This window comes from Demequina lignilytica (assembly GCF_030418305.1).
In the GTDB taxonomy this organism is placed as follows: Bacteria; Actinomycetota; Actinomycetes; order Actinomycetales; family Demequinaceae; genus Demequina; species Demequina lignilytica.
This window is the reverse complement of record NZ_JAUHPX010000006.1, coordinates 51,600-78,104: the sequence shown is the minus strand read 5'-3', so window position 1 is coordinate 78,104 and position 26,505 is coordinate 51,600. Positions and strand designations below refer to the sequence as shown.

Annotated in this window: 24 protein-coding genes; 10 read left to right on the top strand and 14 right to left on the bottom strand. The window is 66.0% G+C overall.

Annotated elements, in window-relative coordinates:
• Window positions 1-27: 27 nt before the first annotated feature.
• The 7 genes from QQX10_RS10680 to QQX10_RS10650 all read right to left on the bottom strand — a co-directional run bounded on the left by QQX10_RS10680 (window position 28) and on the right by QQX10_RS10650 (window position 6,742).
• Window positions 28-900, bottom strand: a complete 873-nt coding sequence (locus QQX10_RS10680; protein ID WP_301120739.1) for a class I SAM-dependent methyltransferase — start codon at window positions 898-900, stop codon at window positions 28-30.
• A 117-nt stretch (window positions 901-1,017) separates the two neighbouring features.
• Window positions 1,018-1,407: a hypothetical protein gene (locus tag QQX10_RS10675; protein ID WP_301120737.1), complete on the bottom strand. Its 390-nt coding sequence runs from the start codon at window positions 1,405-1,407 to the stop codon at window positions 1,018-1,020.
• 851 nt (window positions 1,408-2,258) lie between these two features.
• Entirely contained in the window at window positions 2,259-2,849 is a 591-nt protein-coding gene (locus QQX10_RS10670; RefSeq protein WP_301120735.1) for a YbjQ family protein, read from the bottom strand.
• 274 nt (window positions 2,850-3,123) lie between these two features.
• Complete coding sequence (locus QQX10_RS10665) at window positions 3,124-4,188, bottom strand: hypothetical protein (protein WP_301120733.1); 1,065 nt, start codon at window positions 4,186-4,188, stop codon at window positions 3,124-3,126.
• Window positions 4,185-5,447, bottom strand: a complete 1,263-nt coding sequence (locus QQX10_RS10660) for an AAA family ATPase (RefSeq protein WP_301120731.1) — start codon at window positions 5,445-5,447, stop codon at window positions 4,185-4,187. The genes QQX10_RS10665 and QQX10_RS10660 overlap by 4 nt, the downstream gene beginning before the upstream one ends.
• Before the next feature lie 30 nt (window positions 5,448-5,477).
• Window positions 5,478-5,687 (bottom strand): hypothetical protein, encoded by a 210-nt coding sequence (locus tag QQX10_RS10655; RefSeq protein ID WP_301120729.1) that lies wholly within the window; start codon window positions 5,685-5,687, stop codon window positions 5,478-5,480.
• 2 nt (window positions 5,688-5,689) lie between these two features.
• Window positions 5,690-6,742 (bottom strand): S1 RNA-binding domain-containing protein, encoded by a 1,053-nt coding sequence (locus QQX10_RS10650; RefSeq protein WP_301144555.1) that lies wholly within the window; start codon window positions 6,740-6,742, stop codon window positions 5,690-5,692.
• 327 nt (window positions 6,743-7,069) lie between these two features.
• Here QQX10_RS10650 and QQX10_RS10645 point away from each other — a divergent pair, with 327 nt between their 5' ends.
• Window positions 7,070-7,468: a hypothetical protein gene (locus tag QQX10_RS10645; RefSeq protein WP_301120726.1), complete on the top strand. Its 399-nt coding sequence runs from the start codon at window positions 7,070-7,072 to the stop codon at window positions 7,466-7,468.
• A gap of 66 nt (window positions 7,469-7,534) precedes the next feature.
• On the opposite strand, the gene QQX10_RS10640 is transcribed toward QQX10_RS10645, so the two are convergent.
• Window positions 7,535-8,929 carry a hypothetical protein gene (locus QQX10_RS10640; RefSeq protein ID WP_301120724.1) on the bottom strand — a complete coding sequence of 465 codons (1,395 nt, stop codon included), beginning with the start codon at window positions 8,927-8,929 and terminating at the stop codon, window positions 7,535-7,537.
• Between the two features lie 298 nt (window positions 8,930-9,227).
• Between QQX10_RS10640 and QQX10_RS10635 the strand changes: the two genes are divergently transcribed.
• Window positions 9,228-10,508: a hypothetical protein gene (locus tag QQX10_RS10635; protein WP_301120722.1), complete on the top strand. Its 1,281-nt coding sequence runs from the start codon at window positions 9,228-9,230 to the stop codon at window positions 10,506-10,508.
• Between the two features lie 148 nt (window positions 10,509-10,656).
• On the opposite strand, the gene QQX10_RS10630 is transcribed toward QQX10_RS10635, so the two are convergent.
• The 3 genes from QQX10_RS10630 to QQX10_RS10620 all read right to left on the bottom strand — a co-directional run bounded on the left by QQX10_RS10630 (window position 10,657) and on the right by QQX10_RS10620 (window position 12,210).
• The gene (locus QQX10_RS10630) at window positions 10,657-11,439 is read right to left on the bottom strand and encodes a metallophosphoesterase family protein (protein WP_301120721.1); all 783 of its coding nucleotides are present in this window, start codon (window positions 11,437-11,439) and stop codon (window positions 10,657-10,659) included.
• Window positions 11,436-11,672: a hypothetical protein gene (locus QQX10_RS10625; protein ID WP_301120719.1), complete on the bottom strand. Its 237-nt coding sequence runs from the start codon at window positions 11,670-11,672 to the stop codon at window positions 11,436-11,438. Before QQX10_RS10625 ends, QQX10_RS10630 begins: the two co-directional genes overlap by 4 nt.
• A gap of 139 nt (window positions 11,673-11,811) precedes the next feature.
• A complete protein-coding gene (locus tag QQX10_RS10620) occupies window positions 11,812-12,210 on the bottom strand; it encodes a hypothetical protein (RefSeq protein ID WP_301120717.1) in 399 nt (132 codons plus the stop codon).
• 421 nt (window positions 12,211-12,631) lie between these two features.
• On the opposite strand from QQX10_RS10620, the gene QQX10_RS10615 reads away from it, so the two are divergent.
• The 8 genes from QQX10_RS10615 (at window position 12,632) to QQX10_RS10580 (ending at window position 24,425) form a co-directional block, all read left to right on the top strand.
• Window positions 12,632-13,072 (top strand): hypothetical protein, encoded by a 441-nt coding sequence (locus QQX10_RS10615; protein WP_301120715.1) that lies wholly within the window; start codon window positions 12,632-12,634, stop codon window positions 13,070-13,072.
• Window positions 13,069-13,506: a hypothetical protein gene (locus QQX10_RS10610; RefSeq protein ID WP_301120713.1), complete on the top strand. Its 438-nt coding sequence runs from the start codon at window positions 13,069-13,071 to the stop codon at window positions 13,504-13,506. The genes QQX10_RS10615 and QQX10_RS10610 overlap by 4 nt, the downstream gene beginning before the upstream one ends.
• Window positions 13,499-14,077, top strand: a complete 579-nt coding sequence (locus QQX10_RS10605; RefSeq protein WP_301120711.1) for an HAD domain-containing protein — start codon at window positions 13,499-13,501, stop codon at window positions 14,075-14,077. The genes QQX10_RS10610 and QQX10_RS10605 overlap by 8 nt, the downstream gene beginning before the upstream one ends.
• A 1,299-nt stretch (window positions 14,078-15,376) precedes the next feature.
• Window positions 15,377-15,808 (top strand): NYN domain-containing protein, encoded by a 432-nt coding sequence (locus tag QQX10_RS10600; RefSeq protein WP_301120709.1) that lies wholly within the window; start codon window positions 15,377-15,379, stop codon window positions 15,806-15,808.
• The gene (locus QQX10_RS10595; RefSeq protein ID WP_301120707.1) at window positions 15,805-17,922 is read left to right on the top strand and encodes an N-6 DNA methylase; all 2,118 of its coding nucleotides are present in this window, start codon (window positions 15,805-15,807) and stop codon (window positions 17,920-17,922) included. Before QQX10_RS10600 ends, QQX10_RS10595 begins: the two co-directional genes overlap by 4 nt.
• Window positions 17,923-18,151: 229 nt before the next feature.
• Window positions 18,152-20,101, top strand: a complete 1,950-nt coding sequence (locus tag QQX10_RS10590; RefSeq protein WP_301120705.1) for a type I restriction-modification system subunit M — start codon at window positions 18,152-18,154, stop codon at window positions 20,099-20,101.
• On the top strand, window positions 20,098-21,306 hold the full coding sequence (locus QQX10_RS10585) for a restriction endonuclease subunit S (RefSeq protein WP_301120703.1): 1,209 nt from the start codon (window positions 20,098-20,100) through the stop codon (window positions 21,304-21,306). Before QQX10_RS10590 ends, QQX10_RS10585 begins: the two co-directional genes overlap by 4 nt.
• A gap of 32 nt (window positions 21,307-21,338) precedes the next feature.
• Window positions 21,339-24,425: a type I restriction endonuclease subunit R gene (locus QQX10_RS10580; RefSeq protein WP_301120701.1), complete on the top strand. Its 3,087-nt coding sequence runs from the start codon at window positions 21,339-21,341 to the stop codon at window positions 24,423-24,425.
• 73 nt (window positions 24,426-24,498) lie between these two features.
• Here QQX10_RS10580 and QQX10_RS10575 read toward each other — a convergent pair whose 3' ends face one another.
• The 3 genes from QQX10_RS10575 to QQX10_RS10565 form a co-directional block, all read right to left on the bottom strand.
• Entirely contained in the window at window positions 24,499-25,197 is a 699-nt protein-coding gene (locus tag QQX10_RS10575; protein ID WP_301120699.1) for a hypothetical protein, read from the bottom strand.
• 293 nt (window positions 25,198-25,490) lie between these two features.
• Complete coding sequence (locus QQX10_RS10570) at window positions 25,491-25,853, bottom strand: hypothetical protein (protein ID WP_301120697.1); 363 nt, start codon at window positions 25,851-25,853, stop codon at window positions 25,491-25,493.
• A 280-nt stretch (window positions 25,854-26,133) separates the two neighbouring features.
• A complete protein-coding gene (locus QQX10_RS10565) occupies window positions 26,134-26,430 on the bottom strand; it encodes a helix-turn-helix domain-containing protein (protein WP_301120696.1) in 297 nt (98 codons plus the stop codon).
• Window positions 26,431-26,505 lie beyond the last annotated feature (75 nt).

Below are 26,505 nucleotides of genomic sequence, written 5' to 3'. Positions count from 1 at the left end.
TGCCGCGCGGGTGCGAAACCGAGGCGGCTAGGCGGAGATCACGGTTGTGATGAAGCGGCCGATGCGCGTCTGCTGCCCGAGCTCTCCCGCGAACGTGAGCGAGTCCTCGGTCGCGGGCGCATCGTGTGTGATCGGAGATTGCCCAGGTGCGTAGTGCATGAGCAGCACGGCCGTCTTCGCGCGTCTTTGCAGCAAGTCGATATCTGTCGGCGTCAGGTAGGACGCTGATCCGCCGAGCGCGAGCACGGTGTCGAAGCGGCTCCCACAAAGCACGCGTCGTTCCTCTGCGACGGCGTACGTCATCGGGTGCACGCCTGCGAGGTGCTTGTGCTTCCACACCAGTTCGTTGAGCATCGCGGTCGATGGGTCGATGCCGACGTACCGCACTGGTTCCGCCAAGCCGAGATCCAGCGGCAAGCCCGTACCGTACCCGACGTCCAGGGTGCGCCACAGTTTCGGGCCGAAGACTTCGCGGACCAGGTCGGCGGTCGCGGCCTTCTCGTCCTCCGTCATGCCGTAGTCGGAGTCCCAATGAGACGCGTACGTGTCATAGGCCGACTCGATCCCCGAAGATGTGCGGGGATGGTTCTGAGGGCCGTACACGTGGTCCGCGCGGCCACGGTTGATGATGCTTGTGTCGCGCACATCCGAATCGAGCGGAAAGTACTTCCAGCCGTCGTCAAGCGTGAGGTAGATGTTCGTCGCGCGATAGAACTTCGCTGGCGCGCCAAAGGTGCGGATCACACGGGCTGCGCGCACGCAGTCCTCTTTGGAGAACCCGGGCGTCTTGTCGGCGATCACGTACTCGTGCGGTGCTCCCTCCGCGTATGTGGTCGCGAACGCCCAGTCGAGCTCCATTGCGCGGTTGCGCCACCACTCCAGATCAGTCTTGGTAATCATCTGTGTCTCCTCGTCAGACACGGCCCGCGAAGTCCGTGCGCGATCAGTATCGTCACGAGGACTGACAGCCAGCTCCACGGCCTGTAAAGGCTGCCGCGTCGGTGAAAGAAGTGCCCGTCACCCTCGGCGCGCATCGTCGCGCGCGATATCTCTCGCCACCTTCTCGCAGTCGAGGCACGGATCGGCGCGGAGAGCACTCCACCACGGGGAAATCGCCTCGCGCCCGCACAACGGGGCGACGTGCGCACCGGAGTAGCCGAACTCGTAGAACTCGATCAGGTCGACGTCCGTCAACGGTACGAGATGCTGCACCGTGTCGGTCATCTCGCCAATGGTCCACGTGTATCCGTCGAGAGTGATCCAGACATCGGGCTCGAACGGGTCGCCATGGGTGCAGTCACCCGTGCGGTAGTTCTTGGGCTCAGCCATCAGGAGCACCCATCGGAAGCCCTTGGCGCGCATGCGGGCCTTGTAGACCTCTCCGTTCGGCGAGAAGTCCCAGACCATGTCCTCCGTCAGGAGCGGTCCTATGCCAGGGACGTCGTACGCCGCCCACCCGAAGGAGCAGCCGCACGGCGCATGCAGCACCCACAGCGAGTCACCACCGGAATCCGTCGGGGTCCCGGGAATGGTGTCGGAGGGTGCAATAGAACTCATAGGTGTGATGGTGCCCACGGGGTCTGACATGGCTCACAGCGCGTGCGGTCAAACGCCACCCAGCGGGAGGCGCGCGCCGGTTCCGGGCTCGTCAGCCGTGGCCCATGGGGACGACCTAGTTCGCGGAGTCGGAGAGCCTCGCCGGACCCTCGTCGGGTTCCTGGCCCAGGCGATCAAGCGCCGGCCTGTACTCGCCTACGACGGCCTCGTACGCTTCGAGGGCTTCCGCTTCCTGGAGCGCTGCGGCCGCTTCTGCCGCGGGACTCCTACGATTCGTCGAAACCCGGGCGCGGCGCAGCTGCTCGGGCGTAGACGACTGCGGCTCAGTGCCACCGTTCGACATCACGTCCCCCTCCTGACGGCCCGACACACGGATCCGTCCTTCACTCCAGATTCTGCGCCGACCCGGCAGACCGATGGTCTCCCAAGTTCGGCCGAAGCCTTCGGCGGGTCGCCCACGATCGACCCTGCACTGAGCGCACGATCCGCTGCGCGATCGTACGCGATGCGGCGGTCACGGCCACCTGGACAGACGCGCACACGTCGATCCGCAGTCATGACGGTAGACCGTTTTCGGCCATGCTCGCCGCGACCACTCCCGAGCATCGCGTGCCGCCCCACGATGGGGACATGGATCGACAACGCCGACCGCTAGCGCCGATCGCGCGTTCGGCAGATCGACGCTCCGCCCGAGAGCGTGACTACAGCGAGTCGGGCAGTTCCCCGGCCGTGATCTGGAAATCAGGGAAGCCAAGCTCACCGGCTCGCCTGATCAGGAATCCGGCGCACACATCCTTGCCATACATGCGCAGGACGTCTGCGGCCTCCCGTGCGAGAACGGGATCGCTCAGAAGACCCGCGAGCCCTTCGGCGGCGGCCTCGATCCTGCCGCGCCGTTCGTCGAGCTCCGCCTGCCGCTGGGCCTCCAACTGGGCCTGGCGAGCGGCCTCGAGCTCGACCTCCTCGGGCGTCGCAACCACCACAGCGGTCCCGACGGCTTGGACCATGAACATCTGCATGCTCTTGCCACTGATGGAATCGAGGTTGTACCGGACCGCGAGGACGGCGTTCGCGCCGAGCTTGGCCGCGCTCGACTCAAGCTCGTCGGTCACTTGGCTGTACATCGACGCCATGTAGCTCTCGTAGGTCTGCGACCTGCCGCCAAAGGCGTCGGAGAACCCGGCGAAAATGTCGCTCACGAAGTTCGTGCCGGCGACAACCTGCGCGGCAACTGGGCGCAGATAGCGCACGACCGACTGGCCCTCGACACTGTCGGTGGTGGTGACGATCACGCGACCATGCTCGCGCGTGCCGCGCGTGAGCCGTCCCAGGCTCGCCGCGCCTGCCTCCGTTGTCGGGACTCCATGCGACCGCCCAGCCAGCGATACATCCGACCTACGTGTGCAGCACCCGAGCCCGAGCCCGATCCCTGCCGGCTGATGAATCTACGCCGTCAGCGATGGACTGGGCGGCTCGGTCCGCGCCATCCAAGTCCTCGGCACGGCCGGTCGGTCCCAAAACTGATCGAAGCCGCTCTGCAGTCGGCGAGCCAAGCGAGGCGCATCCTCAATGTTCGCGCTGGGGCCATCTCCAGGTCGCCAATCCCTCGAGGCCGCGTTCCTGCCGATGACGTCGAGCGAGCTCCGTCGTACCCGCCTTCTGTGAGGGTTGCTCGGCAAAGATCCGCCGAAGGGTGATCCCATCGACGCCCCACACATCAGGTTGGCTCAGCCGGTCGAACCCCTCTTCAACCGCGAGCGCCGCCCAACCGTCGAACCTGATGTAGCGGTTGTGAGCCTTGGCTGTTTCGCCCGTCCAGTTGGCCCACCGCTTCCATGGGACAAGATTGACCTGCATACGGTGGGAACTCGACGAGATCAGCGGGAGCTGCGCCAAATACGATGCGAGGCTTGTATGGGCCTCATCCTGGCGCGCAGCTGGCTCGAGCTCGAAGTCAGCGGCGATGATGGTCACCCGCGCGGTCGGTGCGACCACTTCATCGAGTCGTTCGAGAATCCACGTCAGGTGGGCCACACCTCGCTCACGCCGATCTGGCCACTTTGCCAGTAGGTACCGGTCGCGGATGACTACCCGTTCGGCCCCCCGTGCTAGCGGCATGATGTGCGACTGCCAGATCGCCTCCCGCGAGGCCCCCTCTGGGTAGTTCGGCTCGCGCACCAATTGCTCAAGGCCCCGGACGGTATCGCAAGCAGCAACTGATTCGAGCAGTGACACCTCGGCGCTCGCGTTCAGTCGCGAGTGGCCCGGTGGGGGTAGTTCGAGGTTACGCGCGACCTCCTCGCACACTGCGATGAGGTCAACTTCCCCCGCGAGGCGCTGTGCGCCCTGCGGGGTTCCACAGGTTGTGTGTACTCCGGTCTGGCCCGCAAGCGTGGTGTCTCGCCTAGTTGTGTGAAGCGCCTTCAGCGAGGCTTGCCATAGGCTCTTTGAGTCGGGATCGAGGTTGTCAATCGCGGCCAGAAGCTCAAGAAGGTCCGTGGTGCTGGGGAAGGTGAGTGTTCCGTGGTCCCTGAGTACACGGGTGACCGCCGTGTGGACGTTCCTCGAGCGAGGTGTGCCGTCGGCGAACGCGTTGAGCGCGTCCGCATCCAGCGCGACTCGCGCGATCACTGCGAGATCCCGAGGATGTCGTGAAGGCTGTCGTCGAAGAACCCTGTCGGCCATGGGTCAAGCAAGCGCCCGTCCGTGCCCAACTCAAGTCGGTCCGCGAAGGCTCCTGAAGTTGCGTCATTGTCGACGTAGATCACAGCAACTTCGTCCGGCTGCAGCAGGCCGCGCTGCACGAGTCGCCTGATCCGCAACAGGAGGTTTTCCGAGTGCGTCTCCACGATCACTTGATTGCGATTGCGGACCGCGTGGGCGAGGAGCGCTCCGGTCTTAGACTGCAGCCTCGGGTGGAGATGGAGCTCGGGTTGTTCGATACAGATGATCTGCTCTGACGCCTGGACGCATGCCTGGATGACGGGCAAGAGCTGTCCGACGCCGTAGCCAACCTGGTTGAGGTCGACGTCGACGCTGGTGCGGGTATCGACGAGTTGCCAGATGTTTCGCACGCGTCCCTCGGGCGTGAATCGCTCGCGCGCTTGGAACTGGTACGGCATTTCCAGGCGTGCGAGCATGGCGTTGAACTGGTCCGGGCCGCCGACGTGCTTGCTGTCGATTGACGCCCGAAAAAAGTCACCGGTGGACTCGTAGCGCGCCTGCGGATCGCCCCTGTGCGGTCCGAGGAAGACCGCGTGTTTCGCCAAGTCATAGAGTCGATCCGCATGCGCGTCGTCGCCAGCGAAAAGGTCCGGGTCGGCCCGGACCCGCTTGAGGTCCCCATCGCCCACTGCGACCCAATAGTGGGCCTCTGGTTCACCGTGGTTCGTCGGCTCCGGATCGATGCGGAAGTGCTTGACGGCGGTGCTGCCTTGGTCCTCGATGATTTGAGAGTTCCACTCGATCAGATCCGCAATCGGGTGGCGGAAGAACTGAAGGTTGGCCCCCAGCCCCAGATGCCGCGAGGTCCCGGGTAGGTGGACGCCCACCGAGAGCGCAAGGTCCTCGTCGTGACCGGAGGTGAGCGTGTCGATGGGCGACTGTTCGCCCAGGAAGCATGCTTCGAAGACTCCGAGCGCATCGCGGCGGCCCGAGGCCACGGCGCGGGCGAACAGCCGCAGGCTTTGGATGAGTGTCGATTTTCCCGCAGCGTTGGGCCCGAAGATGAGTGTCAGCGGCGCGAGCGGGACCTCGTGCCGCCCGGCGAACGCCTTGACGTTCTCGACGGCAAGCGCATCGATAATCGCGCGAGCGTGTGGTGCCGGCGCATTGGATCGCTGCGCGTCGGTACCGTTCGTGGAATCCTGGGCCTGCACATCATCGCGCATTTAACTTTCCTCCTCGCCTACCTGCTGAACCTACTGCTTGCCGTCGCGACGGGCACCAACGGTCCCACCTCGCGGGTCTTGTGAGGTGCGGAAGGTCGGGTCGAGCAACTGGTCGACCATGTTCGCCACCGTGGCGGGGGAGGCTGAGGGCAGGACCTTCGTGACCGCACGGGTCACGGCGGGTGCGAGCTTGTTGGCCATGAGGTGGCCGACAAGATCCTGAATCCAAACGGTGATCATGGTCAGGCCTCCTTCGCGGGGGCGAAGTTGAGCTTGCCCTCGTCGTTCTTGCCGGTGACTCGCAGGTACACCGTCTGGCCGACGTTCAGCACGGTCTCAGGGTTCGCCACTTGCCTTCCTCCGTTGAGGACGTGCATTTCGGACACGTGCAGGAGTCCGGTCTCGCCCGAGCGCAGCCGGATGAACGCGCCGAAGGGCTTGATCCCGGTGACCTCACCCCAGGCAGGCTCATAGCCCCTGTTGGGCGAGGGCGGTGTGGCGGCCTGGATCGTCGCGAGCTCGACCTGTCCGCGCGCGATGATGGTCGCCGTCTCGACGCGGTGCTTGACCTCCGTGAGGAGCAGGTCGATCACCTGGGACGGCTTGGTGGTGCCCTTGGTGCGCTGAGCGGTTTCCATGAGGGTCCTCTCGATGTCTGCCGAGCAGGCGTTCCAGAGGATCTCGTTGGCAGCGGCCTCGATCGACGCGATGGTGCCGGCCGGAGCCTCGTGCAGGATGGCAACGAGCTCGTTGTGGGCGCGCGCGAAGGTTGTGGCCATCGTGACCTTCGCGTGAGCCCACCCCTTCTCGAGCTGGTGGACGTGGCGCGGGTCGCCGGCCCCGACCTGGGCCGCGACCGCGGCCAGGTGGGTGCGCTCCATCTCGGCGATGAAGTCGAACGGCACGGCCGTAGCCGATGCGGTCGAAGCGAGCTCGACGGTGTTGGCCATCGTGTGGTGGGTGACGGTGAGCTGGGACATGAGGGTTCCTTCCTCGACGATGAAGTGGTCAGGCGCGGCGCTGGCCGCATAGTCATGGATGGCCTCAGAGTGCGAGGTGGTCGGTGGGATGGCCCGGGCGTCGGTCCTGCGTGCTGCGTGGTTCGTCGCCGCCTCGAGCAAGGCCCGGCTGGCGATGGTGGTCGCCCGGTCGGGTGCGACCGTGCTGTTGCCTGCACTGCGGACCGACTGGCCGATCGTCTGGCCCGCTCGTCCCTTGCTGTAGTACTTCCCGTCGTAGTTGCCGTGCGCCTTCAACACCGACAGCTGAGCAGCTGTCGCGGGCTGACCCCACATGCGCGTGTTCGACGCGCGCTGCGCCGACGACGAGCCACTACGACCCCTCGCAGACTGGCCATAGCCTCCCGCTGACGCCTTCGCCATGAGATACCCCTCAGTGCCTGTCACACCGCGTCCTGGGCGGTGCAAAGTTTTTCAGGATATCGATGGAGGGCGCACGGGTCAAGAGGGAATTTCGTGAGGCGGACTGAGGGGGTGCGGCGTCCGTCGTCAGTCCTTTGGCATCAGCCGAAGCGCTCTTCTTGGAAATAGGAAAAATACTTGTCTGGCTTGCTGTGCTGAGTTATTGTGATGGCACGCACCCACCCGAGAAGGAGAAGCACCGTGCGAACCGTCCAGATCAACGACACCACCTACGGCGCACTCGAGCTTGCCGGCCAGCTGACTGGCATGAGCGTCGGCGAGGTCATTGAGAAGCTTGTCGCGCAGGCCGCGCCGAGCATCGCCGCTCCGGCTGCCCAGGCCGGCCCCGTCGCCGACGGGACCGGGGTCTACGCCGACTACAACGGGGCCCGCTTCAAGGGGGTCTTCGACCCTGTCACCACCAGCATCACGATCACCGCCGGCGCTTTGGCGAACTCGCGCTACAAGTCCCCGAGCGCGGCCGCGCGTGCCGTCGTCGCGAGCGAGCGCCCGGACGTCGACTCGAACCGCAACGGCTGGACGTTCTGGACCATCGACGACGGATCGGGCCGCCAGCTGCAGTCCCTGCGCGCCCAGTGAGGAGCGACCTAGCGCGTCACCCAGTGGCCAGGTCAGACGATGCACGGAAGGCGTCTGACCTGGCTCTCACCTGTGACCGTCGGGCCCGTAGGGACTGAGGCCGCCCAGAAACGGCGTGAGGTTATCAGGCTTGGGCTCGGGAATCTCGCACAGGACCGACTCCAGCCGGCTGGTCGGGTCGAGCGAGTCTGCGATCGCCGACGCCCGTGCCAGTGCCGCCGTCGCGTCGGCAGCCGGTTCGGAGCCATTCTCGGAGGCGCGTTTGGTCATTGCGTCAACGAAGGACCGCAGGCGCATCGCCTCCTCCCAACGGCTCGCCAGCGCGTTGAGGTGCCGGCGCTCGTAGTCCTCCCGGAACGCCGCGCGAGCACGCTCCATCGCGACCTCCCATCGGAGAAGGCGCGCCTGCCGCTCGAGGTCAGCCTTCCGGGCGCGCAGGTCGCGATACATGCACTCGACCTCCAACGTCCGCATCAGCTCGCCGAGGCGTACCTCGACAAGTGCACGCGCGCCATCGGTCACAGCGGACCGCGTCGACGCGTCCCGAACGGGACTGACACCGACTGTGAGCTCGCCCGTCGGCACGTACTCGTAGACCCGACTCGGTGCGAACGAGTACCGGCGCTCACTCTCGGGGACTTCGTGCGTGACGCGCTTGCGCCGCTCACTGATGTGAACGACGAACACATGTCCTGACCCCGCGGTCGCACGCAAGCGGTATGCGCTGCTCGGGACGCCGTGGAGGCTTGTGCGATCTCGTTCGCGTTCGACTGTCCCGCCGGACTCGACGATCGCACGGACAAGAGCCTCCAGGATCCGACCCGCACGGGGCGCAGCGGCGCGGGTCACGGCGACCTGCTTCTTGTCATCGAGGAACTCCCGTATGACCGGGTGGTACTTGCCCACACGTGCGGGAACCACGACCGCCCGCTCGTCCACCAGATCCTCGAAGTAGTCCACCAACTTCACAGCCCACCGTCGCTGAAGGAAACCGCCCGTGTACTCCAGGTCGAGGCGCTTGCCTCGCGGTCGCGCACTGCTCTTCAACGCACGCTTCACCACCGACCGGTAAAGCGCCTCGTCCACCTCGCCAACCAGATCAAGAGCACCGCCAGCGGCGATCACCTCAGCGAGCAGCTCGTCCGGGTTGACGGACCCGCTCGGTGGGGTGCCGTGGAGTTCGCTTCTCGTGCCTGTCCCGCGTCCCGCCAGCGGCAGCGCCGTCGAACGCTTGGGTGCGGTGGGGCCGCCCTTCGTGGGTTGAGTCCACGCTCGCCCCGCGTCGGTGAGCTCGATCCTCCACGTGCTTCCCCGACCGCGGATCTTCACCAGACCTCGGCTCTCGAGGGCGCGCGCGCTCAGCCGATATGAGCTTCCCGAGCCGGCCCCGTCCTCCGGGCAGCCCGCGCGCACCCACTCGAGAACAGCAATCTGGTGGGCGTTGAGCCTGTTGTCAGCCATGAGCCCAGTCTTGACGTTGCCGGGCCCGTATCGGGCGACGCATCGGGCGGCGGATGCGCGGGAGATGTCGAGGCTCGGACATCGGACACCCCAGCCGAATGGTCCGGCAGATCGTCGCGTCAGCCGCTAGCGTGGGACAAGCGGCCCCTGGTACGGGGCCCGTGTCGATGCACGGCCGGACCTGCGCTCCGGCTGAGCAGATGAGACCAAGGCGCTTCGAGCCACGTGCGACCCAGAGATTGCCACCCGCGATCCGGGCGCAGGCTGAATCGCGAGTGGCGTTGCCCGGAGAGCACCGATGCCTAGTCACTCCCACCATCCCATCGACCCCACGAACGACAACTACCCGGACCCGTCGCCCTCGCCTGCGCGCCTCGCCTCGCCCGATGCAGCCGCAGCGCTGAACGAAGGCGGCTTTCGGCTGCCGCCTGGCATCTTCATCACGGCAATCGTCGCGGCTACGGACCCGGCAACTCGCGCGCTTGAGCGCGATCGGGACTTCCCGCGCACGCCACGCCACCGGTGGCTCCTTGACCATGCGATGTCTGATGTCGAGTGGGACTGGAGAATCCTCTCCACCGCAGATCCCGCGCTGCAGGTGTTCCACATGGCGGTGTACGACCCGACCGTCGATGAGTACTGGCTGCCGCAAGTCGGGCAGCATGCCGCGAGTTTGTTCTTGGATGCGATCCGTGAGGAGCTCGACGTCAAGGCCATCACGGTCATGCGGGCCTACACCGGCGACTCCATCGCTGGGCTCGACGGCTACTGCCGCATTCCGAGCCCTACCGACCTTCCTGCCGACCCTGCGGAAATCCTGGTCGCCTACGCCGAGGCGGTTGAACGGATGAGCGAACGTACGCGACGTCCGCGGCTCGTGCGCGAACTGTGCGCCGGCGTCGCCGTGGACGGATTTGAGTACGTCGCCCATCTCGCGGACATCCAGGAGCGAGTCCTCGACGGGAGAGGGCCACTCGTACGCCTAACGGATCACCGCGAGCTGGCAGGGCTCCTCGCCGAGGCCGCCGATGACCCGGTCGCGCGCGAACTGGAGTGTGTCGGAGAGTGGGACCACACGACGACTCAGGGGCTTGCTGGAATCGCCCGCGATATCGCCACGGCCTGCGCAGTGATCACCGATCACGCGTGCCCGGACGAGGACTACCCCTGCGCGCCGCGCCGATTCCACTTCGCCCACCTCAAGATGTGCGGCCGGTGCTTCTGGTGCATCATCTCCGACCAGCCCGCCGGAGACATCACCCCAGACCACGAGGTCCGCATGCTGGAAGAGATCTACTCGCGACGCCCGAACCGGCGCGTCGCGGTCGACACCGTCGACTACATCGACAGACACTTCGACACCCGCGGAGCCGAGTACTGCACCAACCCCGCCCCTAGAACCCTCGATGAACTGGCCACCCCAGTCACGACCGCACACCCCACCCGGTACAAGCGCATCGAGACCGCGCTCGCCGCGGCTGTCGCGGTAGACCGGCTCACCTTCGAGGACCTGATGGAGGCCAACGCCCTGTTCGAGGACATCGAGAGGGCCTCCAACGCCGCTCGAGCAGGCCACTAGGGACGCCTGAGCGGAACCCTGGCGGTGACAGTCGGAGGTGCGCGCTCCGCGTGCCCGCACAACGACCCGTGCCGTGGTGACATGGCTTTCTGGCCGCCGAGCCCGGGGGCGCTCAGCGATCCACGACTCTCGGCCCTCAACCGCCGCCTCAGAGTGCTGTCGGCGGTGGGAGGAACGTCGGGGTGAGCGACTCAAGATCAAGCACCCCCAACGACATAGGGTCCTCATCCCCCGCGAGACCGAACACACGGGTGCTGAACCCGTCGAACGCGACCTGTTCGTCGACGCTGAAATGGTAGTGGCCGTGGAGCAAAAGGGCTGGTTGAACAGCTTTGAAAGCCTCGGTGAGGCGGGCGCGAACCTCATCTGCGTAGAGCAGGTCAGACAGGGTGAACCCGGGGTTGCCGGCGATACGCGCGGCGATCGACGGCACGCCGTTCGGCGCATCATGCGTGACCATGATGTCCGCATGCCCGCCAGAGGTCGTGGCCTGGACGTCGGCGTCGCTGATCTCCTCCTGAGGCCACCACGTCCGCATCCCTGTGATGGTCTGGCGGTAGTGGCGGTAGGCGCGATCGACTGAAGCCGCACCTCCTGTCCACACGAGCGTGCGTCCGCCCATCTCGGTGCGGTGGCCGCGCGGTGCGAGCAGGATGCGGTCTCGGAACAGCAGCCAGCCGTCATCGCGCCTCTTCAGGCGGCTGACCTGGTCGTAGTCCTCATGATTTCCAGGGGCGACGTACATCGTCTGCCCATGTTCCTCGAGCGTCGTCTGGATCCGGTTCCACTTCCGCGATGCTTCAGTGCCGGGCCAGACGCCCAGGTCTCCGACCTGGATGATCGTGTCGAGCCCTGCGTCTGCAAAGACCTCGAGCGCGTAGTGAATCCACGCCTCATTGCCGTGGGTGTCTCCGAGCAGTGCCACCTTCATTCGTTTCCTCCCATGGGGTTGATGTCGTCGCGAGTAGTGGACGGGTCGGTCGGCTCCGCGGTGACGGGCTGAACCGTCGCCGGTAGATCGCGGCGCAGCTGGCCAGCGGCTGTGGTGGCGATGGTGAAGGTGATGTGGTGGTCGACGATGCTCACGCTGACGCCAGGGCCAAAGAAGGGTTCATCGACGTGGAGCCGCCTGCACGTGTCGCTGTCGGGCAGCTCGGCCGCCACGTCGGTCTCGCCTGCGTCGTGCAGTGCGGCGACTACATCCCAAAGCGACCGCCCACTGGGGCCTGTCAGATCGGCCGCGCCGTCAGCGGCCAGGCTGGTCAGCGGGCGGGCCGGCTCCGAGGCGTGAGGTGTGCACATCTCACCGGCGGGCTGGCCAGGCCAGCGGCTGCACCGGTGGCCCGAACTTCGCGGTCGCGGCCTGCTCGACCAGCCGCCGCATACTCACCCGCTCGCCCACAGGCATCGACTGGACTTCGGCGGCACACTTCTTCACCAGCGCCAAGCCCGCGACGTAGGCAACGCCGTACGCGTCACGGACCGCCTGCGCACGGCGCTTGTACTTCTTGTGGTCCATCTGGTGCGCCCGCGTCTCGCCGCCGCCGTGCTCCCGGTCGCTGACGGGAGCTCCGAGCGTCTCCCTGGCGACCGCGCGAACCACCTGCGCGAACAACTCACTGTCACTCGCGGCGGCGACGCCACGGCGCGCCGCGAGATCGACCGCTCGGGCAACGACTCGGTGCGCCTCGGCGCGGTTCACCCCCCACGTTCGCATCACCAGCCCCACCCCGAGCGGGCCCCCTGCCGTCGAGTCCGCAGCCGGACGGGGAGAGGCCGCCAAGGAGGAGGGTTGTGGGAGAGATCGGGTTGACGGCGCAACGAAGTCTCGGTCCATGCCCGAATGCTAGCATCGCAAAAGTGGACACACCAAACGCCCAATTTAATGTGGAAAGAGTACCACACGAATGTCGAAGTCTGCAATCGCCTGTGCGCGGCGCGTTTCAGGCGGCTGGAGGGGTGTCGCCTCCCGGAGATCGACTACCACAGTATTGCCTGGTAGATGGCCGATATGGGGGTTGACGCGCGCGATTGGGTTGACCTAGAACGGTCTCGGTGGGGCTGGTGTGTGGCTTCAGGGGAGGGAGCGAAAGATGGCAGGTGTGTTGCGGTGTACGGAGTGGGTGGACCTGCGGACCTCAAAGGTCCTTGCGGCGATCTACACCTCCTCCAGCACCGCCTACTACGTCGATACGCGAGGCGCGCGCCCGCTGCTGTTCCGTGCCCGCGGGCAGGGCCGCACAGGCCGCGGCCGCTGGGACGACGTCTGGGTCGCCTTGACAGACGTGGAGTCCGGCCCGCGGCTCAACGACGTGCGCGGGCGTGAGCTTGACGATGCGCAGGTCGACTGGTCAGACGTGCGGCCATGGGTGCTCCGGGTCGGCTCCCGCCACCAGTACACCTTCGATCCCGGCGGACCCGATCTGCTGTGGTGGGTGCAGCGCGTCGCCGAGCGCATCGAGATCCTCGCCGACATGCCACCCGAAGCGGAGCGCAGCCGCCGTGCCGACGAGGTCGACTTCCTCGACGGCCCTCATCCCTCACCCGGCGCGGCGGGCCCGTGACCGCGCGGGACAGGGTGGATTTGCGGGTCGAGCCCGGCCTGTACGAGCTCGTAAATCGCACGGGTACCCAGTACTACGTGGACGCTAGACGCGGCAAACAGATGCAGTACCTGCGACGGCCCCGAGGCGAGCACAACGCCTTGCGACTGGACGGGGTCTGGCAGCCCCTCCTGACCGTGCTGTGCCTACCGCGATCCCACACCGCCCAGGCTCCGGCCGGCCCAAGCCTGGTCGAGGTTCGCATTCGGCCCTGGCTCCTGGACGTTGGCCACGCCCACCTGTTCGTCACTCACCTGTCGAAACCGGGGCCGGGCCCGTCGCGGGCTTACGGGGTCAAGGCGACACCCGCCGTGTCGATCAATGCCATCGACAAGCTCCCAGCGCTGGCACAACTCCTTCTCGACATCGCCGAAGCGCACTCCGAGGATGAGTGAGACCGCGCCAGTGCCTGCGCTCGTGCTCGTAGACGTCGACGGTGTGATCCGCGCCCTCGGCGACACCGTTGCGGACCTCGAGCACTGGCCGGCCGAGTCATGGCAGAGGAACCGCGTCGCCATCCGCTGGGCGGGCTTCACCGTCACCGTGACCCACTCCACCGCCGTGATCGACCGCCTGCGCCGGATCGAGGCGATGCCCCACACGGCTATGACATGGTGCACGTCGTGGCGAAACGACGCCGCCGCCTCACTTGCCCCGGTAATCGGGCTAGGCGAGGACTGGCCGATCGTGGGCCATGACCTGCCCGAGGAGCTTCAGTGGACGGGGTGGTGGAAAGCGGCTCGCGTCTACGAGGCCACACGCACTCACAAGCGTGTCGTGTGGGTGGACGACGACGCCGCCCGATGGGTCGAGAAGATGCGCGCCGCCGAGCTCGGAGAATGGCTCAACTGGCTCGACGAACGCGTGCTCATCATCAGCCCCGACCGCAGGCGCGGCCTCACCTCCGAGCACCTTGACGCGATCGAGAACTTCCTCGCGCCAGGCGCGTCGGAGGTGACCGAATGACCCAACGCGACGACCGCGCCACCGGACGCAGCGAACCCCAACGAGCGGCAGCACTAGAAGGTATGCCCGCATGGCTCCTGCAGATCAACCACCGGTCCGCACTGTGGAGCCGCATCCGCACCGGACAGGCAGACCCGATCAACGAGCAAGAAGTGCGCATCGCGAGAGCAGTCCAAGCGGCGCTGGCCCGCCCTGGCGATGCGCAGCCCAGCCAAGGCGGGTGGGCACCAGGTTCTCCACGTCGGAAGCGCTAGGCAGCGCCGCACACGCGGGCGGGGGCCGCCGCGGAAGGTGAACTCGCCGGTCGTCGGCATCAAGAGCGGTGGGCGCTCGTGCGAGCCGATCCGCGAGCGTGTCCCACGTCGCGAGATTGCGCGCGCGTCGCGGTGCCGATCATCGCACGTTGCCGGGCCGCGAAGCCGAGCAGACCCATCGGGGCCCCAGCACGCGGCCGCGTGCGAACTATCGACCGGAGCGGTCGGCGCGAGCCATGGGCAGGGGAGGGCCGGGCCGGGCGGGCCGCGTCGCGCGCGACTGTGAATCGCAGGCCGTGCTGCGCGAGACCACAAGTTCATGAAGAAATGTCTGCATGGATGAACGCACCAATGAACACATTCCTGTGTGAATTCATGCATGTGTTCATGCACTCGTGCACGAACACATGAACTCGTGCATGAACGCCCCGTCGCGGACCGCGCCGCCGGCACGGATTCGCCGTTGGCTGTACCGGGCCCGGTACAGCCCTCGATCGATGCCGGTACAGCCGCGGTGCGTGACGGGGCTCTTCGCCGGAGCATTCAGCAGCCGCCAACCGCGCGAACGTGGACAGAAACGTATGAATTCATGCATGAACACCTGGATGGATGCATGAAGAACTGAGTTGATGAACGCTGTCATGAAGACGTGCATGCATGAATGAGTTTCTGGACAACTCTCCGAGAGGCGTCATCAGCGGGTCCTGCTCGAGCGTCGCTCGGCCCTGGAGGGCCAACGACGGCGCAGGTCCTGGCACGTGACGGCCGCCCTCGCATGTGCAGAGCCCGGCCGCGCGTGTCGCGGCCAACCGATCGGCCCTCCGCTGCTGTCGCGAGGGGCCATGCTCGCAGGCATCTGTTAGGTCGATAGTGACGCTCAGCGCTGTGAATCGCATTTTCGGGTTGACATGGCGCGAGGTCGTGCCTATCGTGACGACAAGAGATGAAAACCCGATCTACAGAGGACGAGGGGGGTAGCATGTTCACAAGGACTGGCGAGTGTCGGTCGGTCAGGCGACGCGCACTTCGTGGGCGGCGGCTGGTCGTGGTCGACATCGAGAACTGTGTGGGGGGTGCTGTGCTGACGTCGAGTGCCGCGTGCTGGGCACGCGAGGTGGTCGTGCGCGAGCTCGGAGGCGCGAGCGACCAGATGGTGGTCGGTGTCAGCCATGTGGGGCTCCTCGCCACCGCGGACGCGTGGCCTGGAGCGCGGCTGCTCGTGAAGTCCGGTCCTGACGGTGCGGACCTGGCACTCCTCGAAGTGCTCCAGGGGGAGCAGATCGCCGCCCGGTTCGACGAAGTGGTGCTCTTCTCGGGGGACGGGATCTTCACCGACGCGGTCGACGCGCTCGGTGCTGACGGAGTGCGCGTCACGGTCGTCGGACATCGGGGCCGCGTTGCGGCGCGGCTGTGCATGGCCGCCGCGGAGACGCGCTACATCGGTATGGGACAGACGCGAATGGGAGATGCAGCGTGAAGGAGAACACCATGGAAGGGCTCGTGTCGCCCAGCGATATCGCCGAGCTCACCGGCTACACCCGCGGTGCGGTCAGCAACTGGCGTCGTCGTTCCGAGGACTTCCCTGAGGCCGTTGCTGGAACAGCCGCGAACCCGCTGTTCCGACGTGCCGACATCATGGAGTGGCTCTCAGTGACCGGCAAGCGCATCAAGAAGGACCGCGGCGAGAACGCGGTGTTTGCGGCCATGAACACCATGCGAGGCAGCCTTGAGATGAGCGAGTTGACGATGCTCGTCGTCACCGTTGCGTGCGCGAGGAAGCTTGCCGCCGCGCAGGGGCGCGAGGGGTTCGTCGGACGGTGGCGCGACGCCAGCGCGAAGTTCTCACACAACGGGACGGCCCACGTAGTGCTGGGAGCTGCTTTCCGGGATCTCGATCCCCGCTGCGAAGTCATCGACATCGACCACCGAATCATCGACCTGCCGGCGCACCGCATGGACCGAGTCGTCGACGCTTTCGCCTCCATTGAGGTGTCTGACCTTGCCGACGTGATCGATGCGATCCTTGAGCGAGTCGCCCGGTCGCAGGGAAAGATGGGGGCCGAGCACGGCTTCGTCGCCTCACGGACCGCTTCCTTGCTGGCGTCATTGTGTGCGGGGAGCGATGGAGGCACTCTCTACGACCCGGCATGCGGCATCGGTGTCACCCTGCTGCAGGCCGTCGACGCGGGGATCAAGCCGAGCCGCGTCGTCGGGCATGACATCAACGACGGAACCCTCCGCGTGGCACGCCAGCGAGCCTTCCTTCGCGACGTCACTATCGAGCTATCGCTCGGTGATGTGCTCGAGCACGACCTTTCGCCTGAGCTCAAGGCCGATGTCATCGTCGCCGAGCCGCCGTTCGGGCTGAGTTTCCGGGCCGCAGGTGCGCTGTTCGACCCCCGCTATGTCTTCGGCCAACCGCCCAAGTCGTCCGGCGACTGGGCGTGGGTCCAACATGCCGTCGAGCACCTCGACGAAGGTGGGCGGGCCTACGTGATTCTAACTGCGGGTGCACTCGATCGCGCCAACGAACGGTCCATCCGCATGGGGCTCGTTGGTGCTGGCTGTGTGGAGGCCGTCGTCGGTCTGCCCGGAAAGATGCTCCCGCACGTGTCGGTTCCGCTTGCGCTGCTGGTGCTGCGCCGGCCTGTAGCGACCGACGTCGATACGGATGTGCTGTTCATCGACGCTTCCGAAGCGGCCGAACCCGAAAGCGCTGCGGCACGCTGGCTGAAGGGCCCGGGTCACCGGGACGATGTGCCGCACACGACGGCACGTATCGCCGACGTTTTGGCTCGTGACGCCCGGCTGGAGCCTCGCGCGTGGTTTCCCAATGTTGGTCCGGACGCACGCGACGTCGCGTCCTCGTACGCCGACGGCTGGAAGCAGGTTGTACGTGCAGCCGAGGAGCTCGACGGGCTGGCTAGCATTGGGCCGGCCTCACTCTCATCCGCGAACCCGCGTGTCGCCACCGTGAACGATCTCGTGACGCAGGGAATCCTCAAGGTGTGGGGAGGCGGTCGCGCGGCCGAGAAGTACGCCGACATGGGCTACCCGCAGTGGCTTCTCGAGCGCCTGGTTTCTGCAGCGGACGTACGTGACGGCACGCTGTCGACCGCCCCTGTCGTCGATGAGCTTGATGACGCTCCTGGCCGCCCTCACCTGACCGACGCAGGCGACCTCCTCGTCACCACGTGGAACGAGGTGCGTGCGCACGTCGACACCGTCGGCAAGCACCTGCCGGGAAGCGGCGTCCAGCGCGTCAAGGTCAAGGACCCCTCCGCCCTGGACCCCGAGTATCTTGCGTTGGCGCTTGCAGGCCGCTGGAACGAGTGGCTGATCGGAGGAAGCACAATCCAACGAGCGAAGCTCGGCGACCTCGAGGTGCCCCTCGTCCCTCTAGCCGAACAACGCCACGTCGTCACGTCGCTGCGAGGATTCCAGGACATCGCGCAACTCGCCGCTCGTCTCTTGGAAGGCGCTGCCAGCGTGCGAACCGCCTACTTCGACGCACTGCGGTACGGCATTGAGTTGAGCGGCATCGACGCCCACGGTTCGTCCGGTCCGTCCTCCCGCACCGGGGACAGCTGATGTTGCGCCGATCGTCACATCGTCCGCGTCGCCACGCGAAGTCCGTCCGACCCTGTCCAACGGCCGAGACCGGAGACGGCAGCGCGCCCGCCTGCACGGCCCAGCGAGGGGGCCGGTCGCTCCTTCCCGCGGGGCACGCGCCCCGGTGTCACAGCCTTCCGCCAGGATGGAGCTCTACGCCCCTCCGGTCAGCGATCCCGAACCGAACTACTTGCAGGAGTGCACACTCGTGGTGAATCACGTCTCGTTCATCTGGAACATCGCCGAGTCCCTGCGGGGCCCGTTCAAGCCCTCCGAGTACGGCTCCGTGGTGCTGCCGTTCACGGTGCTGCGCCGCCTGGACGCGGTGCTCGCCGAGACCAAGACCGCCGTCCTCAAGACCGCCCCAGAGGTGACGGAACTGCCGGACATGCTGCAGCACATGAAGCTCACCGAAGCCGCAGGCCACGAGTTCTACAACACGTCCCCGTTCGACTTCGCCAAGCTCGTCGCCGACCCCAACGACCTGCGCCAGAACATCGCCGCCTACATCGCAGGCTTCTCGCCCAACGTGCGCGACATCTTCGACCGCTTCGAGTTCGACAAAACGCTCAACAAACTCGCCGAGAAGAACAAGCTCTTCGCCGTCGTCGAGAAGTTCGCCCAGGCCGACTTCCACCCCAATACCGTCTCGAACATCCAGATGGGCCTCGTATTCGAGGAGCTGATCCGGTGGGCGAACGAGCGCTCCAACGAGACCGCCGGCGACCACTACACCCCCCGCGAGGTCATCTCGCTGATGGTGCAACTGCTGTTCGCCACCGACGACGACGCCCTGTCCAAGCCCGGCGTCGTGCGCTCCATCTACGACCCCACCGCCGGCACCGGCGGCATGCTCTCCGTCGCCGACGAACGCCTCCGCTCGATGAACCCCGACATCCAGCTGTCGCTGTACGGCCAGGACTACAACGACGCCTCCTACGCGATCTGCAAGGCCGACATGGTCATCAAGGGCCAGGACGTCGACAACATCCGCCTCGGCGACACCCTCACCGAGGACCACTTCGAAGACAAGAAGTTCGACTACGGCCTGTCCAACCCTCCCTTCGGAGTCGACTGGAAGGACCAGCGCGAGTACGTCGACGACGAGCACAAGCGCCTCGGGTTCGTCGGCCGCTTCGGCCCCGGCACCCCGGCAGTGAGCGACGGTGCGATGCTGTTCCTCCTCCACCTCGTCTCCAAGATGCGCAAGGTCGAGGACGGCGGCTCCCGCATGGCCATCGTCCTCAACGGCAGCCCCCTGTTCTCCGGCGGTGCTGGTGGTGGCGAGTCCAACATCCGCAAGCACCTGCTCGAGGGCGACCTCGTCGAGGCGATCATCGGACTGCCGAAGGACATGTTCTACAACACCGGCATCTCCACCTACATCTGGATCCTCACCAACCGCAAGACCGACGAACGCCGCGGCAAGGTCCAACTCATCGACGCCCGCGAGCTCTACGTCAAGCTCCGCAAGGGCCTCGGATCCAAGCGCAACGAACTGTCCGCCGACAACGTCGCCGACATCGTTAAGCTCTACGCCGAGTTCGAAGACGGCGAGCAGTCCAAGATCTTCACCAACGAGGACTTCCTCTACCGCACCATCACCGTCGAACGCCCCCTCAAGCTCCGCTGGCAGGCTACCCCCGACGCCATCGACGCCGTCTTCGACGCCAAGCCGCTCGCCAAAATCAGCCAAGACGATGCGGCGGCCCTGCGGGCTGCGCTCGAATCGCTCGGGGACGATGCGGTCTTCACCAACCGTGACACCTTCCACAAGGCTCTCAAGACCTCCGCTAGCGCGCAGGGACTCAAGCTTGCCGCGCCGATCCTCAAGGCCACCACCGCGGCGCTGGGCGAGCAGGACGACGCCGCCGACGTCTGCACCGACACCAAGGGCAACCCCGAACCCGACACCTCCCTGCGCGACACCGAGAACGTCCCCTGGAACGAGGACATCGACGACTACCTCACCCGCGAAGTCCTGCCCTATGCGCCAGACGCCTGGATCGACCACACCAAGACCAAGGAAGGCGCAGAAATCCCCTTCACCCGCCACTTCTACAAGTACGTGCCCCCGCGACCGCTCGAGGAGATCGACAACGACCTCGAGCGCGTGATGGACGACCTCCGCAAGATGCTCGCCGAGGTCGAGGAATGACCCAGGCAACGGTGCCGCTGAAGCGCCTCGCGACGATCAAGGCTCGTGTCGGCTGGAAGGGGCTCACGTCAGACGAGTTTGAGGTGGCGTCGTACGCGTATCTCGTCACTGGGCGCGACTTTCAGAGCAAGCTGATCAACTGGCGCACGTGCTACCAGGTCTCGCGCGAGCGCTTCGATGATGACCCGTTCATTCAGCTCGCGGACGGTGATCTCCTCGTCACGAAGGACGGCACGATCGGGAAGGTTGCTCTGGTGGCTGGGCTCGACAAGCCTGCGTGCCTGAACTCCGGCGTATTTGTGGTGCGTCCGCATGGCGAACTCTCGTCCGCCTACCTGTACTGGGTGCTGCAGTCTGGCGTGTTCACTGACTTCATTCGTGAGGTCTCGCGAGGATCAACGATCCAGCACCTCTACCAAGAAGAGTTTCGGGAACTGCGGGTGCCGCTACCGAAGCCCGCTGAACAGCGGGCGATTGCGGACTTCCTGGATCGGGAGGCCGCCCAGATCGACGCGTTCATCGCGAAGAGCGAAGAACTGATCACCCTTCTCACCGAACGTCGCGCCGCGGTCATCGCTCGAGCCTTTGGCGATGAGTGGCCGACCACCCCGTTGCGAGCGCTCTCGACAGTTCCCATCCAGAACGGGGTCGATGCGGTCGGCGATCCAGCGAATCCGAGCGACTGGCCGCGGTACCTGCGCACAACTGACATTGCATCACTCTCCGACCTAGACCCGGAGAAGCGGGTCACGATCGAGCCCGCACTCGCCGCAGCGGCGGTCGTGCGGCCCAACGACCTCCTTCTCACGAGAGCAGGCGCGACGATCGGCAAGAGCTACCTGCATGTGAGCGACGAGATCTGTTCATACGCGGGCTACCTAGTGCGTGTGAGGCCGGATCGACGTCTCGTACTTCCCTGGTTCCTCGCGTACTGGACGCTCTCGCGGCGCTACCTGGACGACATCCGCGCTGGCGCTGTGGTCTCGACAATCGAGAACTTCAGCGCCTCCAAGTACCGCGCGATGCGGGTCCCACTGCCGCCGCTGGCCGACCAGGCCGCGATTGTCGCGAGCCTCAACGCGGAGACTGGCCGGATCGATGCAGCGCTTGAGGCTGCGCGCCGTGGCATCGAATTGGCGCATGAGCGTCGTGCGGCGCTGATTTCGGCGGCGGTGACGGGCAAGATCAGCGTGGGGGTGGGTTGATGGCTGGGGTGTCGGGGTCGCATTTGGAGTCGGTGCTCGAGACGGAGATCTGTGAGTATCTGGCCGCGAGCGGGTGGCTGTATTCGCCCACGGACGCGGGCTACGATCAGGCGCTCGCGCTGTTCCCTGAGGATGTGCTCGGGTGGATTGAGGACACGCAGCCGGAGGAGTTCGCGAAGGTCGTCCGACTGACGGACAGCCCGACACAGCGGCGGGCCGCCGAGGGCGTGCTGCTGGCGAATCTCGCGAAGCGTTTGGACAACGATCCGTTCAAGAACGGCGGCACCCTCGAGATCCTCCGCGGCGGTTTCAACTACATCCCGACCCATGGGTCCGCGGTGAAGGTGCGGATGGCGCAGTTCCGTCCCGCGACGTCGAACAACCCGGACACGCTTGCCATGTACTCGAAGATGCGGCTGCGGGTCATGCGTCAGGTCCACTATTCGGCGAAGCACCCGAACAACGCCCTGGATCTGGTCCTGTTCGTCAACGGGCTACCGGTGGCGACGGTGGAACTCAAGACCGACTTCACGCAGAACGTCGGAAACGCGACCAAGCAGTACCAGTACGACCGCAACCCCGCCGGCGAGATCCTCTTGTCGCATGGGAAGCGGGCGTTGGTGCATTTCGCGGTGTCGAACAGCGAGGTCAAGATGACGACCAAGCTTGCCGGCCCCAAGACCCGGTTCTTGCCGTTCAATCAGGGCAGTGACGAGGGTGCGGGCAACCCGCTCAACGCGGCCGGTAGCGCATCGTCCTATTTCTGGGAGCAGATCCTGGAGCGGGACACGTGGTTGAAGATCGTGGGCTCGTTCCTCCACACCCAGGTCGATACGGAGGTCGACCACGACTCGGGCAAGAAGACCCGTGTCGAGAAGATCCTGTTCCCGCGCTACCACCAGTGGCGTGCAGTGACCCGGTTGGTGGACGATGCGCGGGCCAAGGGGCCTGGACAGAGGTACCTGATCCAGCATTCGGCTGGGTCGGGCAAGACGAACTCGATCTCGTGGCTAGCCCACCAGCTCTCCCAACTTCACGACGTCGACAACGAGAAGGTGTTCGACACGGTGGTGGTGGTCACGGACCGCACGGTGCTGGACAAGCAGCTGCAGGACGCGATCGCACAGTTCGAGCGCCATGCGGGGGTGGTGAAGTCCATCACCCGCGCTGAGGGGGATTCAAAGTCGGCTGAGCTGGCGGCAGCGCTGACGGGTGGCAAGCAGATCGTGATCGTCACGATTCAGACCTTCGAGGCACTGATCAACCTGATCGACACCGCTCCGGAGCTCAAGGGCAAGCGCTTCGCAGTGATCGCGGATGAGGCGCACTCCTCCCAGACGGGCTCGACTGCGGGGGCGCTGACGAAGGTGCTGTCCCCAGACGAGCTCGCGGCTGTGGCCGAGGGCGGCGAGATCGACTCCGAGGCGTATCTGCAGTGGGCGATGTCCGTCACCGCCTACGCACCGAACATCTCCTACTTCGCGTTCACGGCCACGCCTAAGGCCAAGACGCTCGAACTGTTCGGCACTGTCCCTGAGGGCGGGACGACGCCGGCGGCGTTCGACCTGTATTCGATGCAGCAGGCGATCGAGGAGGAGTTCATCCTCGATGTGCTGACGAACTACACCCCGTACAAGGTGGCGTGGCAGCTCCAGCACCCGGGCGGCGACTATGACCTGCCCGGTGAGGTCGACGAGTCCACCGCGATGAAGCAGCTGGTGCAGTTCGTGCGACTGCATCCGACGAACATCTCGCAGAAGGCGAAGATCGTCGTCGACCACTTCCGTGCCAACGTCGCCCATCTACTCGAGGGCAAGGCGAAGGCGATGGTCGTCACCGGGTCCCGCAAGGAAGCGGTGCGGTGGAAGAAGTACCTCGACAAGTACGTCGCCGACTCCAAGATCGATGGGGTCAAGGCGCTGGTGGCGTTCTCAGGGACCGTGGAGGACCCCGACGATGTCGGTGAGGGCCTGACGGAGAAGACCCAGAACCCTGGGGTGTGGACGTCGGATCTGGCGGAGGCGTTCAAGCCATCGACGTTCAACGTGATGATCGTGGCCGAGAAGTTCCAGACCGGATTCGACCAGCCCCGCCTGGTCGCGATGTACGTCGACAAGAAGCTCGGCGGTGTTCAGGCCGTGCAGACACTGTCCAGGTTGAACCGCACGTACCCGGGTAAGGACAAGACGTTCGTGCTGGACTTCGTCAACGACCCCCAGGACGTCCTCGATGCGTTCACGCCGTACTACCGCGCCGCGACGCTGACGGGCGTGACGGATCCGAACATCGTGTACGAGGTGAAGTCCAAGCTCGACAGCGCCGGAATCTACGACTGGGCTGAAGTCGAGCAAGCCTTCGATGCCGCCCTGGCGGGCGGGACGAGTGCGAACAGTTCGCTCACCGCGGCGACAGCGCCCGCGGTCAAGCGTTTCCAAACTCGCTGGCAGGACGCGTTCGTTGCCGACGACAAGGCTGCCCAGGACGAACTGAAGCTGTTCAAGTCCGACGCGGGCGCGTTCGTGAAGTTCTACGACTTCATCTCCCAGGCGCGCGACCTGGGCGACACCGACCTGCCGCGCCTGCACTTCTTCTTGCGCCGCGTGTTGCCCCAGATGTCGACGAGCACGTTCGATGAGCAGGTCGACATCTCCGAGGTGAAGCTCGCCGGGTACACCATCACCAAGGGCGACGCCGTGAAGCTCACCCTCGCCCCGGGACCCGGGCTGGATCCGATCACCGCGATCGGGTCCGGTGCAGTGCACGAGAAGCACCGCAGCGCGCTCGAGGAGATCATCGCCAAACTGAACGAACGCTTCGGCGACACGTACGGACCGGGCATCGTCTCCGGCACCGTGTCCAACATCGTGGTCCGCCTCGCCCACGACGAGAAGCTCGCCCATCAGGCCGAGGTCAACACTGCCCACCAGTTCGCAGAGTCGCCCACACTGCCCAACGCGTTCGCACAGGCCATCATGGGAGTCCGGGACGAGACGCCGCAGTTCGTCGACGACATCTTCAACAACAAGGACCTGTACGACCTGCTGAGCAAGGCGCTACCCGCGATGCTCTACGAACACCTGCGTGGTGGGGGCAGCGACGGCGCAGCCGGGGCCGACTAGCGATCGTGCCTGGGCGCGGCTGACCTTGCGGAGGTCGTGCGCGCTGGCGTTCGCGCTAGGCCCCGCGCTGAATCTAGTGCTCGCCCTCGAGTGCTGTGATGCGGTCTTCCGCGGCCAGGCGGCGGCCGCGCTCTTCGGCTAGCGCGATCTCCGACTGGCGGGCCGCTGCTTGCGTTGATTCCGCAGCGGCCGTCAGCTCGGACCGCGCAAGCTCGGCGACTTCCTGAGCGGCGCGAGCCTCGCCGAGCGCACGGTCGCGTTGTTCGAACGCGAGGTCACGGGCGTGGAGCGCGGCATCACGCTCCGAACGGATGGCCGCGATGTCGTCTCGCAGTGACGACAGCTGGTTCTCCAGCACATCACGCTCGACTGCGCGGAGTTCCACTTCGGCTGCGAGTTCCGCAAGTGCGGCGTCGCGTTGTCCGAATGCGGCGGCGATCACCTCGTCGGACACGGCTCGAGCCGGCGCGAGCACGCGCTCGACTAAAGAGGCGACCTCGTCGTCGAGGACGCGCGTCGCGGCGGATGCCATCGCGCGTCCGAGCTCAACGATGGCCTCGACCGCCTCCGGGCTTGTCGAGTTCGAGGCCTTCGTGCGCGCCGCAGTGGCGCGGGCTTGCCGAAGCGCAGCCGCGATCGTGGCGGTGCGTGCGCGGACGCCTCCCTCTCGCACCTGAGCGATGGTGGGGAGCACTCCATGCTCGGCCACGTGCTCGGCTATGTAGAGCTCGACAGCTGATGCGCTTGCGCCGGCCGAGAAGTCTTGGTCCATCCGGCAACCATACATTGGGAAAGATTTCCAGGAAGGCATTCCCGATCCTTCGCCAGGTGCTGCGTACCGAGTGGCGGAGACGGACGCGGCGGCGAGTTTGGCGAGGCCCAGCGAGGTCGTGCGAGGTGACGCGACCGGACGCGCTGAGTGACGGTGGGACGCGCCGATCCGGCCGGGCGCTGAGCGGGCCAGTGGTGGGGACGGAGCGAGCCTGCGCCGTGGAGCAGCCTCCAGGGGGCGCGATGGCCTCGGCGTGCCATGGGGGGCACGCCGCCGCGACGGGCGAGATCGAACTAGGTCCGGGTCGTGCGGGACAGGCGCTCCGTGGCGACGCGCACGTCGGCGTCGTGCACCAAGGTCAGCTTCGAGCGTCCTCGCAACGCCGACCAGAGGCTGGCGTATGAGACCGCTGCGAGCTCCTCGGAGAACGCAAGCAGGTCGGCAGCCTCGTCGTCCTTCTTCTTCTGTGCGACGGCGATCAGTCCCTGAAGTTCGACTGACGTTTGGTGCTGCTCTTGGGCGGCTCTTAGTAGAACGCGATCGCGCTCTGTGACCGCTTCGCGCCATACGAGCGGCGGACCGTCTTTCCCTGGTCCTTTGCCAAATAGCGAAGGGTCCTCAAGCCACGAGCGAGGCTCCGGTTCCGACAGCTGCACACGCGGACCTTAGCGGAACGTAGGCGCGCGACCTATTCAGCTATAAGCGAAATTCCCAGATCGCAGAGCGGGGATTTGTGATGAACACAAACCGCGACGATCGGTGCCCCCACCATCGAGCCATGGCATCTACCTCACCTGATTCTCGCCCCTCCCTGACCTCGCACGAGCGCGAGCTGCTCCGGGGGCAGTGCGACACCGACGCGGAGCATGGCGGAGAGCCGCACGCCGGCCCCGACTCCGTTGGCGGTGACAAGGTGGCAGTGGGTTCCGCATCGGTTCAGTCCGCCTCCGCACTGTTCGTGCCGATATGGTCCGGCCACAAGGGGACGCCGAGACCGGCCTCAAGCAGGGCGATCGTGCGCAAGTCGGGCCACGTGGTCCCGTTGAGAATCGCCGAGACCGTCGTCGAGTCGACGCCGCAGAGTCGTCCAACAGCGCGAGCGGAACGGTCACCCATCTGTTCGCGAAGCCCGAGTGCGAGCAGTCGCGCGGCCTCGCCTGGCACGTCATCGATGGCGGCGTCGGGCCAGCGGTCGGTGAGCGTGACCGGGTGCGGCCGGGGCAGGCGCGACATGACCGCATCGTAGGCCCTACCACAGGCGACGAGGAGGCCGCCGCCACAGGGGCGCGTCGGCCCCGCTTCGCACTG